General features: G+C 70.6%; 10 protein-coding genes. 7 read left to right on the top strand and 3 right to left on the bottom strand.

All coding sequences use genetic code 11. The features are described from left to right. A partial coding sequence (locus tag ABFS34_01335; protein ID MEN8374073.1) for a M2 family metallopeptidase occupies positions 1-147 on the top strand: 147 nt, incomplete at its 5' end. Positions 148-332: 185 nt separating this feature from the next. On the opposite strand, the gene ABFS34_01340 is transcribed toward ABFS34_01335, so the two are convergent. Further along, positions 333-2,582 (bottom strand): S9 family peptidase, encoded by a 2,250-nt coding sequence (locus tag ABFS34_01340; protein MEN8374074.1) that lies wholly within the window; start codon positions 2,580-2,582, stop codon positions 333-335. An 85-nt stretch (positions 2,583-2,667) separates the two neighbouring features. Continuing rightward, complete coding sequence (trxA, locus tag ABFS34_01345; protein MEN8374075.1) at positions 2,668-3,117, bottom strand: thioredoxin; 450 nt, start codon at positions 3,115-3,117, stop codon at positions 2,668-2,670. A 186-nt stretch (positions 3,118-3,303) separates the two neighbouring features. Here trxA and ABFS34_01350 point away from each other — a divergent pair, with 186 nt between their 5' ends. Continuing rightward, the gene (locus ABFS34_01350) at positions 3,304-4,377 is read left to right on the top strand and encodes a hypothetical protein (GenBank protein ID MEN8374076.1); all 1,074 of its coding nucleotides are present in this window, start codon (positions 3,304-3,306) and stop codon (positions 4,375-4,377) included. Here the strand turns inward: ABFS34_01350 and ABFS34_01355 are convergent. Then, a complete protein-coding gene (locus tag ABFS34_01355) occupies positions 4,374-4,619 on the bottom strand; it encodes a DUF2007 domain-containing protein (protein ID MEN8374077.1) in 246 nt (81 codons plus the stop codon). The two genes, ABFS34_01350 and ABFS34_01355, sit on opposite strands and share 4 nt — an antisense overlap. Before the next feature lie 176 nt (positions 4,620-4,795). Here ABFS34_01355 and ABFS34_01360 point away from each other — a divergent pair, with 176 nt between their 5' ends. Genes ABFS34_01360 through ABFS34_01380 form a run of 5 tightly spaced genes read left to right on the top strand, consistent with a single transcriptional unit; the run spans position 4,796 to position 14,734 of the window. Further along, positions 4,796-5,971 carry an efflux RND transporter periplasmic adaptor subunit gene (locus tag ABFS34_01360; protein MEN8374078.1) on the top strand — a complete coding sequence of 392 codons (1,176 nt, stop codon included), beginning with the start codon at positions 4,796-4,798 and terminating at the stop codon, positions 5,969-5,971. Next, on the top strand, positions 5,971-7,323 hold the full coding sequence (locus tag ABFS34_01365) for a TolC family protein (protein ID MEN8374079.1): 1,353 nt from the start codon (positions 5,971-5,973) through the stop codon (positions 7,321-7,323). Before ABFS34_01360 ends, ABFS34_01365 begins: the two co-directional genes overlap by 1 nt. After that, positions 7,320-10,529: an efflux RND transporter permease subunit gene (locus ABFS34_01370; GenBank protein ID MEN8374080.1), complete on the top strand. Its 3,210-nt coding sequence runs from the start codon at positions 7,320-7,322 to the stop codon at positions 10,527-10,529. The genes ABFS34_01365 and ABFS34_01370 overlap by 4 nt, the downstream gene beginning before the upstream one ends. Further along, the gene (locus ABFS34_01375) at positions 10,526-13,684 is read left to right on the top strand and encodes an efflux RND transporter permease subunit (protein MEN8374081.1); all 3,159 of its coding nucleotides are present in this window, start codon (positions 10,526-10,528) and stop codon (positions 13,682-13,684) included. Before ABFS34_01370 ends, ABFS34_01375 begins: the two co-directional genes overlap by 4 nt. Before the next feature lie 36 nt (positions 13,685-13,720). Further along, positions 13,721-14,734: a hypothetical protein gene (locus ABFS34_01380; protein MEN8374082.1), complete on the top strand. Its 1,014-nt coding sequence runs from the start codon at positions 13,721-13,723 to the stop codon at positions 14,732-14,734. Positions 14,735-14,740: the final 6 nt, after the last annotated feature.

Consider the following 14,740-nt stretch of genomic DNA (forward strand, 5'->3'; position numbering starts at 1 on the left):
GAGATGGGCGCGTCCCGGCCCTGGTCCGACGCGCTCGAGGCGTTCACGGGCTCGCGCGAGATGGACGGGTCCGCGGTGGTGGAGTACTTCGCGCCGCTCATGGAATGGCTCGCCGAGCAGAACGCGGGACGCCAGTGCGGTTGGTAGGCGTCGGCCGTTGAGGAGACGCGAAAAACCCCGCCTCATGGCGGGGTTTTTCTTTGCCTGCGGGGTCGCGGACCTCGCCCGCGGGCTGGCGGTGGCGCAGGCGCAACTCCGCCTCGGGGCACTTCGCAACTAGTTCAGAATTTGAACTAGTTGCTTTCTGCGAATGTGGAGGTCCTCGCCCTCCGCTACGACGTCGCGCGGGCGACTTCGCTCGCGCCCGCCGGCAGGTGCTCCTCCAGCCAGTTCGTCAGCATCGTGAACAGGTGAGGCTGCGCGTTGCGCCGGCGGATGGCGTGCGCGCGGCCCGGATACATCATGAACTCGAACTGGACCCCGGCGTCGATGAACGCGTCGACCATCTGCGACGACTGCTGGAAGTGCACGTTGTCGTCCGCGGCGCCGTGGACGAGGAGCAGGTCTCCCGTCAGCTCGGCCGCGATGTTGGTCGGCGCCCAGTCCTCGTAGCCGCCCGGGTTCTCCCGCGGCGTGCGCATGTAGCGCTCGGTGTAGATCGTGTCGTAGAGCTTCCAGTGGGTCACGGGCGCGACGCTTATGCCGGCGCTGAAGACGTCGCCGCCTTCGCGTAGCATCGACAGCAGCGTCATGTAGCCGCCGTAGCTCCAGCCCCAGATGCCCAGCCGGTCGCGGTCCACGTAGGGCTGGTCCGCAAGCCAGCGCGCCGCCGCGATCTGATCGTCTGACTCGAGCTTGCCGAGCTGCAGGTACGTCTGCTTCTTGAAGTCCCGTCCGCGCGCGCCCGTGCCGCGGTTGTCCACGCTCACCACCACGTAGCCGCGCTCGGCGAGCGCCTGGTGCCACAGGTAGCGGTCGCCGCCCCAGGAATCGCGCACGGTCTGCGAGCCGGGGCCGCCGTACACGTACATGAGCACCGGCCAGCTCTGGTTCTCGTCGAAGCTGGCGGGGCGCGTGATCCACGCGTTCAGAGGCGTGCCGTCGGCGGCCGGGACGGTGATGAACTCGGGGTCGCGCAGCCCCATGCCGGCGAGCTTGGCGACCAAGGCCTCGTTGTCGACGAGGGTGCGCACGGCGCGCCCGTCGGCGCGGTGCAGCACGGTGCTGCCGGGCCGCGCGACGGTGGTGTGGGTGTCGATGAAGTAGCGGAAGCCTGGCGCGACCGCGACCGCGTGCGAGCCACCTCCCCGCGTCAGACGCTCGGGCTCGCCTCCATCCAGCCGCACTCGGTAGAGGTCCCGCGTGAGGGGGCTCTCCTTGGCCGCGCTGAAGTATGCCCAGCCGTTGTCGCGGTCCAGCCCGTGGTAGGCGTTGACCTCCCACTCGCCGTCCGTGAGCTGACGCTCGAGTGAGCCGTCACGGTTGTACAGGTACAGGTGGTTCCAGCCGTCCCGCTCGCTGGTCCAGATGAAGCGCTCGCCGCCGTCCACCCAGGTGAAGTCGAAGTCCACGTCGACGTACGCCTCGTCCTCATCGACCATGACCACCGCGCTCTCTCCGCTGGCCGGGTCCGCCGACAGCATCTCGAGCCGGTTCTGGTGTCTGTTCAGGCGTTCGATGAAGAGCGCTTCCCCGTCCGGAGTCCAGCGCATGCGCGCCAGGTAGATGTCGGTCTCGTCCCCCGTGTCGACCCACGTGATCCCCGAGCCCGTGCCCTCCGCCATGCCGGCCTCTCCCAGGTCGATCACGCCGATGGACACGATCGAGTTGGGATCGCCCGCCTTGGGGTAGGGAAGGTCCAGCGATGTGGGGTAGAGCTCGGACAGGTCTTGCACGCTGAAAATGTCGATGGGGCTCTGGTCGCTGTGCCAGAACGCGATGCGCCCGCCGTCCGGGCTCCAGCTCCAGCCGTCCACCACCGACAGCTCCTCCTCGTAGACCCAGTCGAAGGTGCCGTTGATGACCGTCTCCGAGCCGTCGAAGGTCAGGCGCCGCTCGGCCCCCGTCGACAGGTCCGCGACCCAGACGTCGTTGGCCCGCACGAACCCCACCCGATCCCCGTCCGGCGACAGCTTGGCGTACTGCTGATCGCCGGTCGAAGCGGCGATGGGCTGGAGCGCCCCGGTCGCCAGGTCGAGCACGTAGTAGGTACCCCTGGTGGAGCGCCGATAGATGCCCTGCTGGTCGGTCTGGATGAGGAGTCGGCGCTCGCCGTCGTCGAACGCGTAGGCGTCGATCGTGATCGGCTCATCGTCCCCGGGGCGAAGCAGGCTCGAACCGTCCACCAGCACCGACCGGTCGCCGGATGCGGCGTCCTCCACGATCAGGTCGGTGGCGCCGTCGGCGCGCGTCTCGATGAACGTGAAGCGCTGTCCGTCCGCCATCCACGCCAGGTTGGGCAGGCGGGCGGGCGCGAACTCGCGGTCGGCAAAGATCCGGTCGATCGTGAGCTGTTGAGCCGCCAGCGGGGCGGCGAGCAGGGTTGCTGATGCGAGCGCGGCGAAACGGGGGAGTCGGGTCATTGCGCGCGTGGGTTGAAGGTGTTGATCCAAGTGGCCGGCAGTGGTACCGGGGCGGGTCGGCGTGGTTCCGGCGACCGGCCGAGCCCTACCTTCCCGCCAGCGCCTCCAACTGCGCCGGCGCCACCGCCCCAACCTCGCGCGCGACCTCCTTGCCGTCGCGGAAGAGGATGAAGGTCGGGATCCCTCGGATTCCCAATTTGGCGGACACCTCGGACGCGCGGTCGGTGTCCAGCTTGCCGACGAGGAGCTCGCCCATGCGTTCTCGGGCTATCTTGTCGATGATCGGTGCCATGACCTTACACGGCGCGCACCAGTCGGTGTAGAAGTCCACCAGAACCGGAGCGGTTGAGTCGGCGATGGTCTTGTCGAAGGCTTCCTGCGTGAGCTTGACCGGACGGTCGAGCAGGAACGGCTTGGCGCACTTGCCGCACTTGGGGCGGTGCTCTGCCTTGGAGAGGTCCACGCGGTTGTTGGCGCCGCAGAACGCGCACGGCACGATGGCCGTCGGAGGGGCCTGGGCTGCTTCGGGGTTCATCGATCCACCACGCTCTTGTATTGGCTAACGTAGCTCGCACAGTTTTGGGCAACGATGCGTTCACCCCCGTGGGATAGGAAGGGTCCGCGCTCGGCTCGGGTCGGCACGAGCTTGCCGATCGCGGACACTTGGCTGGCAATCGGCGTTGTTTTCGCCTCGGCCTGTGGCGGTTCGAGCGAGGGCGGTGTGGACGCGGCGGCCGCCCTGGCCGCCGATCCTGCAGCGGCAGGGTACCGCCTGGCGTCTTCGTACGGCGACCTGCCGGGCGAAGAACTCACGTTGGTCGCGGGCCTCGAAGTGCTTCCCTCGGGCAACGTGGTTGTCCTGGATACGGGGGGAGGTCGTTTCATGGTGCTCGACGCCGGCTTGCGGCCGGTCTCGTCGATAGGGCGCCTGGGACAGGGCCCAGGCGAACTCGAGTTTGTCCCATGGGCTCGCTTCGGACGCGCGCCCGACCTGCTTGCCGCCGACGACACCCTCCTCTACGTGGCCAACGGGGCCGCGGCCGTCAGCCTGTTCACGCACGATGGTGCGTTTCGCCGCAACCTGCTCTGGCGACTATCGGCCGCTTCCGGGGTCGACGCGAACCGGAGCCTTCGCCAGCTGGTCGGACTGTCTGCGGACGGAATAGCGGTCAGAGAGCGCCGGCTCGGGCCCGAAGGGGTCGCCGAGAGGTTAGCCGTTCTTTCCTGGGAGGCCCTGGAGCGTCGCACCGCTTCAGGCCGGGATCCGTTGCTCGCTTCGGAGTGGGTATCTCGACCGATCGTGCCCGGGCCCAACGGCGCCCCGGGGACATTCTCTCCGCCCTGCGAAGCCGGTCCGCTTTGGTTCGCCGACGGCGCCACGGTCGTGGTGAGCGACGGTCTCGACTCGGCGATTGGCGGGGTCGGCGGAGCCGTCCGCACCACGGATCTACCAGATCCCGACGCGATCTGTGCGGCGGGAAGCGATATCAAGCGACGCGCGGAGGCGCTGATCGGCGTCGAGAACCTTCCCAGCGTGCGCCGCCGGCTACGGTGGACCGCAATAGCTCTCGACCCCGCCGGATCGCTCTGGCTGCGGGAGTGGCGCCCACCCGGGGAATCTGGACCCGTCGCGGTGATCGTACGTCGCGATGGGAGCGTGGCGCGGGTGCGCCTGCCGGACTTCCCTTGGGCGTTCACTCCAGACGGCGGGTTCGTGGCGGTGCATGAGGACACGGAGACTGGCGTTCAGTCGATACGGCTGTACGCGGCCGAGCCGGGTGCTGACGGCGGCTAGGGCTCCTCCGCTTCATCCTCCGGCTCGGCCGTCAGGATCTCGCGGGCGTCTTCTAGAGCCTCCGAAGGGACAAACACGCGCACGGGGATCGGAGACAGGCCGGCCATTCCGGGCCCGAAGATCCCGGCGCCGGGACCCTTGAGCATGGTGGGGATGCCCGCCGCGGCGAGGATGGCTACGGCGAGGTCGGCCTCGTACTGGGCCGCGTACTCGATGACCTGGGTCCAGGTTGGTTCGCTCATACCTCTGATACCTGTCACTCGCGATCGGGTTCATGCAGGCGTTCGGGCAACCCTTTGCGCTCGGCCCGAATCGGATTGGCGGTTCGGGCGCGCAGCGGCCCGTCTCGCTATGTCGCGAACTCAAGAAGCGAGGCTAGATTGAACAGGTTGCTCTCCCAGCCCGAAGGATCCCTCCCATGACCCGACGATCCTGGCTCGCCCTGGCCGTCGCCGTCCTCGTCGTTACCGCGCTGGCCGCGGGCGTGGTCCTTCGACTCGGCGCGGTCGACGGCGCTTCTGAAAACGCCGCATCCGAGGCCGGCGAAACCGTAGAGGCCGGTGGAGCGGCGCGCGCGTCGGACGTGCCGATCCCCGTGGAGGGGGCCGAGGCGGTGCTGGACACGCTCGTGCTCGCGGTGAAGGCGAACGGGCGGGCGTTTCCCGAGCGGTCGACGACGCTGCTCGCGCAGGTGGGTGGCCAGGTGGCCCGCGTTCCGGTCGGCGAGAGCGACAGGGTAGGCGGCGGGCGCGTGCTCCTGTCGCTGGACCCGACCGAGTACCAGCTCGCGGTCGACGACGCCGAGGCCCAGGTGCGCCGCGCCGAGGCCGAGTACCGCTCCATCACCCTCTTCGACGACCGCATCGAGGACACCGCGGTGCGCGAGGAGCGCGGCCGCGTCGCCCGCGCGCGCAGCGGCCTGGACCAGGCTGAGATCGCCTTGCGGCGCGCCGAGTTGGACCTGTCCAGAACGCGCGTCACGTCACCTTTCGGGGGCCGAGTCGCCGACGTCCAGGTCGTGGCGGGTGAGTGGGTGCGGGCCGGCGATCCTCTGCTCACGGTGTCCGATCTCGACCCCATCCGCGTCGAGGCGCAGGTGCTGGAGACCGAGGTCGGCTATCTCCAGCCGGGCGGCGACGCGGCGGTGAGTTTCGCCGCGTGGCCGGACGAGCCGTTCCGCGGCACCATCCGCACGATCAATCCCCTGGTGGAGGGCGAGTCGCGCGTCGTGCGCGTTACCGTCGAGGTACCAAACCCCGACGGCCGCATTCTGCCGGGCATGTTCGCCGAGGTGTCGCTCGACGCGAGGCGCTTCCCGGACCGCGTGCTGATCCCGCGCGAGGCCGTGGTGGAGCGCGACCGGCGCAGCGTGGTCTTCGTGTACGAGGGCGATCGGAGCTCGGGGCTCGCCAAGTGGCGCTACGTGACGCCCGGTCTCGAGAACGACCTGGTCGTGGAGATCCTCGACGATCCCGAGACGGACGGGGTCAGCCCCGGCGACGTCGTGCTGACCGGCGGGCACTACACCCTCATCCACGACGCGCGCGTCCGACTGGTCGAGGACGCGGCGCGCTCCGGTGGGAGGCCGGACTGATGCGGGGCGCGACGGCGGTGGTGGCGCTCGCGCTGCTCACGTTGCCAGCCTCGGCGGCAGCCCAGGCGGACGCGGTCCCGGTCGACCTCACGCTCGAGCGCGCCCTCGAGATCGCGCGCCTGCGGAGCCCTGCGCACGCGCGTAACCGTAATGACGCCGGCACGGCGTCCGCGCGGGTGAGAGCCGGCTGGGGCGGACTGCTGCCCAGCGTGGACGCGTCCATGGCGCTGTCCGGCTCGGACGCGCGGCGCGTGACCGGCGAGGACGACTTCGGCGAGCCGGTGCGGCTGTCCCAACCGCTGGAGTTCCAGAGCAGCAGCTCCAGCCAGCGCTTCTCCCTGGACTTCACGCTCTTCGACGGCGGCGCCAACTGGAACCGCCTTGCTTCCGCCAGGGCGCAGGAGCGCGCCACCACGGCGCGCATCGCGGGATCCTGGATCGCGGTCGCGGCGGCCGTTGAGAGAGCCTATTGGGACGTGGCTCGCGGCGACCTGCTGGCGGGGCTGGAGGAGCGACTGCTGGCTGCCGCCCGGGAGCGGCTCGAGGCGACCGAGGAGCGGCTGCGGGTGGCGGCGGTGTCGCCCGTCGACGTGCTGGGGGCGCGCGTGGACGTGGCCACGCAGGAGCAGTCGCTGGAGGCCGCGCGGGGAAGCGCCCGCAAAGCGCGCCTGGCGCTGCTGGAGGTGATCGGCGTCGGCGGGTGGGTGGAGGTCAGCCCGAGCACCACACCGCCCGCCGTCTTCGACCCGGCCGGCTTGGCGGGCGACGACATCGTGGCGCTCGCGGTGGGGTCGAATCCATCCGTTCGCGAGGCGGACGCGCTCCTCGACGCCGCCGCCGAGGACGCGGACGTCGCGCGCGGCGACTGGTGGCCGCGCATATCGGCCAACCTCGGCCTCACGCGCGGCGCCAGCGTGAGCAGCTTCGACGCGCTCAGCGAGTTCAACCCCGAGAACCGCACGCTGAGTTTCGGCTTCGCCGCGTCGCTGCCGATCTTCGACCGCTTCGACAGGAGCTCGCGGACGGCCGCCGCCAACGCCGCCGAGGACGACGCGCGCCAGGACCGGCGGGCCACCTCGCTGCGCGTGGAGCGGGAGGTGCGTGAGGCGCTCATCGACCTGCAGAACGCTTACCGCGCCGTGCTGCTCGCGCGGCAGGCGGCTTCGCTTAGCGTGGAGCGACTCGAATTGCAGCAGGAGCTGTTCGCGCTGGGCTCGGTGCAGTTTACCGACCTGCAGCGGGTCATCGAGGAGGCCGCCGCGCAGGAGCGCCGGGCGATCAACGCGCGCTACGACTTCGAACGCGCCCGCGTGACGCTGGAGGAGCGCGCGGGCGCGGCAGTGCGCCCGTGAGCTTGCCGCGCCTGTCGATCGCGCGCCCCGTGGGCGTCGCGATGCTGTTCATCGGCGTGCTGGTGCTGGGCGCGATCTCCTTCGGCCGCCTGCCCACGGACCTGCTGCCGGACGTGTCCTATCCGCGCCTGGTTGTGTTCACCGCGTACCCGGATGTCGCGCCCACCGAGGTCGAGCGCCTGGTCACCGAGCCGGTGGAGGCGCAGGTGTCCGCGGTGGCCGGAGTGGAGCGCATCGAGAGCGTGTCGCGCGAGGGCGCCTCCTACGTGACGCTGCGCTTCGCGTGGGGCATCGACATGGACTTCGCGGCGCTGGGCGTGCGCGAGAAGCTCGATAACCTGCGCGACGTGCTGCCGGACCTCGCGGACCGCCCGGTGGTGCTGCGCACCGACCCCACCGCGGACCCCGTCATGGCGCTCAGCGTCACGGGACCGGTCGACCTGTGGGGGCTCAAGGAGCAGGCCGAGTCGGTCTTCAAGCGGCGCCTGGAGCAGATCGACGGCGTGGCGCAGGCGGCCGTCGTGGGCGGGCTCGATCGCGAGATCCAGGTGGACGTGGACCCGCGCAAGCTGGACAACCTGGGCCTCACCGTCGCCGACATCGCGCGCGCGCTGGACGACGCCAACGTGAGCGCCCCGGGCGGCAGCGTGCGGCGCGGCCGCTACCGCTACTCGCTTCGTACGCTGGGCGAATTCCAGGCCGTCGATGAGATCGCCCAGGTCGTGATCGGCCCCGCCCGCGGGGCACCGGGGTTCGATCCATCCTCTCCGGCCGGCTCGACCGGAGAAGAGAGCGCGACGGGCGCGGCGCTGATTCGGGTGCGCGACGTGGCGACCGTGCGCGACGGCTTTCGCGAGCGCGAGTCGATCGCCCGCGCCAACGGCCGCGAGGCGGTCGGGCTGCTGCTGTTCAAGGAGTCGGGCGCCAACACCGTGCAGGTGGCCGAGCGCGTGGAGGACGCGCTCCTCATCCTGCGCGCGGAGTATCCCGACCTGGATTTCGCCGTGCCGATGAGCCAGGCCGGCTTCATCTCGGACGCCATCTCCAACGTCGCGCAGGCGCTGCTGCTCGGGGGCGTCCTGGCGTTCCTGGTGCTCTTCCTGTTCCTGCGGGACGCGCGCTACCCGGTCGCTATCGCGCTCGCCATCCCCATCTCGGTCGTCGGCACCTTCGCCCTGCTGGACGCGGCGGGTGTGTCGCTGAACATCATGAGCCTGGGCGGGCTCGCGCTGGGCGTCGGCATGCTGGTCGACAACTCGATCGTGGTGCTGGAGAACGTCTTCCGGCACCGTGAATCCGGCGAGAGCCTCAGCGACGCGGACAGCGCGGCCCTCGGCGCGGAGGAAGTGACCGGCGCCATCACCGCTTCCACGCTGACCACAATCGCCGTGTTCGGTCCCGTCCTGTACGTGCGGGGAGTGGCCGGCGAGTTGTTCGGAGACCTGTCGCTGGCGGTGGCCTTCTCGCTGCTCGCGTCGCTGCTGGTGGCGATCACGCTGCTGCCCGCGTTGGCGGCGCGCTGGGTGGGAGGGGGCGCGGACGCCGGGCCCGTGAGGCGCATCGCGCGCGCGGCGGGCGGAGCCATCGGCGCGCTCATCGCGGCCGCCGCCAGGCCCGCTCTGGACGCCTTCGACCGCGCCTTCGGGCGCTTCGCCGAGTGGTACCACGGCGTGCTGGAGGCGGCCCTCGCGCGGCGCGCCCGGGTGGTGGCGGTGTCCGCCGCGCTGCTGGCGCTGGCCGTCCTGGTGGGCGTCTTCACGGAGCGCTCGGTGCTCCCCGAGGTTGAGCAGGGCGCCTTCCAGGCCCGGCTCGAGCTGGCCCGCGGCACGCCCCTGGAGGCCACCGACGAGATCGCCGCGCGTGTGGAAGCGGCGCTGCTGGAGGACGCCGACGTGGAGGCCGTCTTCACCCGGGTGGGTCGGCAGAACGCCGTGGGCACGCTGAACGAGGACGAGGGCGGCCTGCACACCGCCGTCCTCGAGGCGCGGCTCACGCCAGGGGCCTCCAGCCGCGACGTGATCGCCCGCACCCGCGCCGCGCTGCCGGGACTGCCGGCGGGCGCGCTGACCATGGAGGCCGGCCAGGCCACCGCGCTGGGTCGGCTGGTGGGGGGAGATGACGGCTCTGACCTGGCGGTGCGCGTGCGCGGGGAGGAGCTGGAGCCGATGCTCGCCTACGCGGCCGAACTGGAGAGTCGGCTCGCCGAGCGACCCGGCCTCGACAACGTCCGGCTGGGCGTCGAGCTGGGGCAGCCCGAGGTGCGCCTGAGCGTGGACCGAGACCGGCTCGCCTCCTACGGACTGCGGCCCTCCGAGCTGTCGGGCACGGTGGAGGCGTACATGCGCGGGAGCGTCGCGACCGAGTTCGTGGCGTTCGACCGCAAGGTCCCGGTCGTGGTCCGCCTCCCCGAGGACGCCCGCCGCGATCCCGCCACGCTCGACCGGCTGCGCGTGGGTGACGTGCCGCTGCGCCAGCTCGTCCGCTCGACCGAGCAGCTCGGCCCGGCCGAGGTGCGTAGGCTGGACCAGAACCGCGTCGTACCGGTGCACGTGGACGCCGCGGGGTCGATCGAGGACGGCGTCGCGGAGGTTCAGGCGGCGCTCGCCGGGCTGCCCACGCCGCGCGGCATCCGCGTCGAGGTGGCCGGCGAGAACACGGAGATGCGGCGCAGCTTTCGCGAGCTCGCGTTCGCGTTCACGCTGGCGCTGCTGCTCGTCTACATGATCCTGGCGGCGCAGTTCGAGAGCTTCCTGCATCCCTTCACCATCCTGCTCAGCGTGCCGCTCGCGCTCGTCGGCTCGCTGCTGGCCCTGGCGGTCACCGGCAGCGGCCTCAACACCATGAGCCTCATCGGCGTGGTGATCCTCGTGGGCATCGTGGTGAACGACGCCATCATCAAGGTGGACTTCATCAACCAGGCGCGCGCCCGCGGGGCGGAGGTCCACGCGGCGATCCTGGAGGCCGGTCGCGCGCGCCTGCGGCCGATCCTGATGACCACCGTGACGACCGTCCTGGGCCTGACCCCCATGGCGCTCGGCATAGGCCGCGGCGCGGACCTGCGGGCGCCGCTCGCCATCGCCGTAATCGGCGGCCTCCTGACCGCCACCGCGCTGACGCTGATCGTCGTGCCGGTTGCGTACGCGCTGGTGGAGGATGTGCGGTTGGCGTTTGTCGGCGCCCCGGCGAGCGTGGAGGCCCCACGGTGATCCGCCACATCGTGCGCCGGCCCGTGGCCGTCACCATGGCCTACGTGGCGGTGGCGTTCCTGGGCGTGGCGGCGTGGCGCAACGTCCCCGTGGAGCTGCTGCCGGACGCGGACCTGCCGCGCCTGAGCGTGCGCGCGGAATGGCCGGGGTCATCGCCCGAGACCACCGAGGCGTTTCTCACGTCGCCGCTGGAGGCCGCGGTCCAGCAGGTGCGCGGCGTGGAGAAGGTCACGTCGGTGTCCAGCCAGGAGTTCGGGAGAGGGATAGCGAGCGTGGACGTGGAGTTCGCGCGCGACACCGACATGGACTTCGCGCGCCTGGACCTGTCGGAGCGGGTCGCCGCGCTGGAGAACGACCTGCCGCCGGGCGCCGGGCGCGTGGAGGTCTCCGACTGGGTCCCCGACGAGTTCAGCGACCAGAACCAGCCGGTCCTGGCCTACACGGTCACGGGACCGCACACGCTGGAGGCGCTGCGCGAGCACGTCGAGGAGAAGATCGCGCCCGAGCTCAGGCAGGTCGAAGGGGTGTCGGAGGTATTCGCCTACGGCGGCCGCGACCGCGTGCTCGAGGTCGAGCTGGACGAAGCTCGAGTCCGCTCGCTGGGACTGGGGGTGGGCGAGGTGCGCGACCGGCTGCTCGAGCTGGAGCAGGTCATCGAGGCCGGCGCCGTGGAGGCCGGCGGCGTGGTGCGCAACGTGGCCATCCGCGACCGACCGGAGTCGCTGCAAGCGCTGCTGGACGCGCCCGTCATGACGACTGCGGACCGCACCGTCCGCCTGCGTGACATCGCCAAGGTGCGCGCCACCTTCGACGAGGCGCGCGGCTACTACCGCATCGACGGCAGGCCCGCGGTCCAGTTCGTTGTCTACCGGCGGTTGGGCGCCAACACGGTGCGGCTCGCCGACGACGTGAAGGAGCGGGTGGCCGCGCTGGAGGCCGGCTTGCCCCCGGGGGCGAGCGTGATCCTGGACGACGACCAGAGCCGGGACATCCGGGCGCAGCTCTCCGACTTGCGCTTCCGCGCGTTCTTCGCCGCCGGCGTGATCTTCCTGGTGCTGCTGGCGTTCCTGGGGTCGGTCGCGTCGGCCGTCATCGTCTTCGCCACCATCGCCTTCAGCATCCTGCTCGCCGTCAACCTGATCTACTTCGGCGGGCTCACGCTCAACGTGCTGACGCTGATGGGCCTGGCGATGGGCTTCGGGCTGATCGTCGACAACGCGATCGTCGTGCTGGAGAACATCTTCCGGCACGTAAGCCGAGGCCAGGCGGGCGGGCGCCTCCAGGCTGCGGAGGCGGGCGCCTCCGAGGTGATCCTGCCCATTCTGGCGGCGACGGCCACCACGCTGGTCGTGCTGATCCCGTTCGTGTACCTCCAGGGTGAGCTGCGGGTGTACTACGTGCCGCTCGCGACCGTGGTGGGCTTCGGATTGCTCGCCAGCTTGTTCGTCGCGTTCACGTTCATCCCCGCGATGGCCGGGCGCGTGCGGCTGGAGGGCGGCGCCCGCGCGGCGCGCGGCAGGGAGCGGCCCCCGAGGTACCTTCGCCTGTACCGCGGCCTGGTCGGCATCACGCTCAGATTTCCGATCGTGACCGTAGCCATAGCTGGGTTGATGCTAGGCGGTTCCGCGTTCTTGTTTCAGCGATACGTGAGTCGAGGCGTGGTCTGGGGCGGGCTGAGCCAGCAGGAGACGTTCGTCGACGTGCAGATCCGCATGCCGCGCGGCGAGGAGCTGGCGCGCGCGGACGACCTGGTCAGGCACTTCGAGGCGCGCGTCGCCGGGCTGGGAGACATCGACCGCTACGTGAGCCGGGTGCGCCCCGGCTGGGGCTGGATCCGGATCACGTTCCCCGAGGACGTCGAGCGTACCGACTATCCTCTCGCGGTCCAGGACGAGCTCACCGCCTACTCGTACCTGTTCGGCGGCACCAACGTGCGCGTTTTCGGCCGCGGGCCGGCCTTCTACGGAGGGGGCAGCTCGCCGCCCAACTACTCGATCAAGGTCCTGGGCTACAACTACGTCACGGTGCGGGAGATCGCCGTGGACCTGGGGCGCAGGCTGGAGCGCTTCAGCCGCATACGCGAGGTGGACACCAACGCCAGCGGTCAGTTCTTCCAGCGGGATAGGGCGACCGAGGCCGTGCTGGCGCTGGACCGCGTGGCGCTGGCCCGACACGGCCTCACGGCGCGCGACGTCGTGGAGGAAGTGAACGCCGCGGTGCGCACCAGCGAGCGCGGCCGCCCTGTGCGCATCGAGGGCGACGAAATGCAGGTATCGGTCAAGCTCGCGGGGCACGAGACCATCGACAACGTGGAGCTGCTTCAGCTCCTGATCCCGGCGCCCGCGGGCGGCACCGTGCGCTTGGCCGACGTCGCTACGCTGTCCGAGCGCGACGTGCTGGCGCGCATTACGCGCGAGAATCAGCAGTACGAGCGACGCGTCGCCTACGAGTTCCGGGGGCCCCGCAAGCTGGGCGACGAGATCACGCGGCGGGTCATCGAGGCCACCGCGGTCCCCACCGGTTACACGATCGAGTCGGGCAATCTGTGGGCATGGTCCCTGGGCGAACGGAACCAGATCTACGGCGTGCTGCTGGTGTCCCTCCTGCTGGTGTTCGGCGTCACCGCGACCTTGTTCGAGTCGCTCAGGCAGCCGTTCGTGGTGTTGTTGACCGTGCCGATGGCGCTGGTGGGAGTCTTCCTGGTGTTCTTCTACACGGGCGCGAGCTTCACGCGCGAGGCGTACGTCGGCGTGATCATGATGGGCGGCATCGTGGTCAACAACGCCATCCTGCTCGTGGACCACGTGAACCAGAAGCGCCGCCGCGACGGCCTGGCGCTGCGGGACGCGGTGCTGGAGGGGACGCTCGAGCGGGTCCGGCCCATCCTGATGACCAGCGCCACGACGATCCTGGGCCTGCTGCCGCTGGTGTTGTTCAGCGGCGCCGCGGACGCGAACATCTGGAACGCGCTGGGCTACGCGCTCGTCGGCGGCCTGGCCGCCAGTACCGTGTTCGTGCTCACCGTGACGCCCGCGCTCTACCTGCTGGCCGAGCGACGCGCGGAGCGCAGGGCAGGGGAATCGGTGCGTCCGCCGCGCACCGGCGCTGTCCTGCCCGCGGCCGCCGGATCGTTCTCGGGAGGAGGGAGCATCTAGGCCTTTCCCGGGAGACGAAGACACGCGATGTCCTGCATGCCACGACGTTCGATCCCGTCCTTCGTTGTGTTTCTCTCTTGCCTGGTCTTCGGCTGCGGCGATGACGGAACCACGCTGGCGGGAGATCCGCCCGATTCGGGGCCTGAATTCTCCGGCACGCTCCTGGTGGTCAACAAGAGCGCCGCCAGCCTCTCCTTCGTCGACCCCAACGACGGCTCCAGGCTCGCCGACGTGACTACCGGCTTCGGGCCGCACGAGGTCGCGCTGTCGCCCGACGCGTCCACCGCGTACGTGACCAACTACGGCAGCGGCCCCTCGCCCGGTAACTCGCTCACCGTGGTGGACGTGGCGACCCGGAGCCGGCTGGCGACCGTGGACCTGGGAACCGACACCGCCCCGCACGGGATCGCCACGTCGCAGGACGGGCGCGTCTGGGTCACCACCGAAGGACCCGGGCGGGTGATCTGGGTGGACCCCGACGCGCTCACGGTGGACGACGGCTTCGCCACCAACCAGGCGGTGACTCACATGATCGCGGTGACGGCCGACGGCGGTCGAGCCTATGCGGCGAACATCGGCGGCGGCAGCGCCACCCGCATCATCACCTCCACCGGCGCGGTGACCAGCGTGGCGACGGGCGCGGGCGCCGAGGGGATAGCGCTGTCGGCGGACGGTTCGCGCCTCTACGTGACCAACCGGGCCGCCGGCACCGTGAGCGAGATCGACACGGGTTCGTTTCAGGTGCTCCGCACGCTATCGACCGGAAGCTTCCCCATCCGAGTGCAGATGCGCGCGGGCGCCGGGCAACTGATCATCACCGACCCGATGGACGATGAGCTCGTCGTGGTGGACATCGGCGACTGGATCGTGTCGACCAGGGTGGCGGTGCAGGGAGCTCCCATCGGCGTCCTCCTGGACCCCTCCGGCCGCTACGCCTTCGTGGCGCGAACCGCCGCCGACCGAGTGGCGGTCGTGGATCTCCAGGACGGCTCCACCGTGCGACAATTGCCCACCGGGGCGAACCCCGATGGTCTCGCCTGGCTGCCTTGAAGTGGC

It is taken from the genome of Gemmatimonadota bacterium (assembly GCA_039715185.1).
In the GTDB taxonomy this organism is placed as follows: domain Bacteria; phylum Gemmatimonadota; class Gemmatimonadetes; order Longimicrobiales; family RSA9; genus DATHRK01.

Bases quoted from the DNA above. Each gene is read 5' to 3' on its own strand.
- ABFS34_01340 (MEN8374074.1), bottom strand. From the start codon at position 2,582: ATGACCCGACTCCCCCGTTTCGCCGCGCTCGCATCAGCAACCCTGCTC.
- trxA (MEN8374075.1), bottom strand. From the start codon at position 3,117: ATGAACCCCGAAGCAGCCCAGGCCCCTCCGACGGCCATCGTGCCGTGC.
- ABFS34_01355 (MEN8374077.1), bottom strand. From the start codon at position 4,619: ATGAGCGAACCAACCTGGACCCAGGTCATCGAGTACGCGGCCCAGTAC.
- ABFS34_01360 (MEN8374078.1), top strand. From the start codon at position 4,796: ATGACCCGACGATCCTGGCTCGCCCTGGCCGTCGCCGTCCTCGTCGTT.
- ABFS34_01365 (MEN8374079.1), top strand. From the start codon at position 5,971: ATGCGGGGCGCGACGGCGGTGGTGGCGCTCGCGCTGCTCACGTTGCCA.
- ABFS34_01380 (MEN8374082.1), top strand. From the start codon at position 13,721: ATGCCACGACGTTCGATCCCGTCCTTCGTTGTGTTTCTCTCTTGCCTG.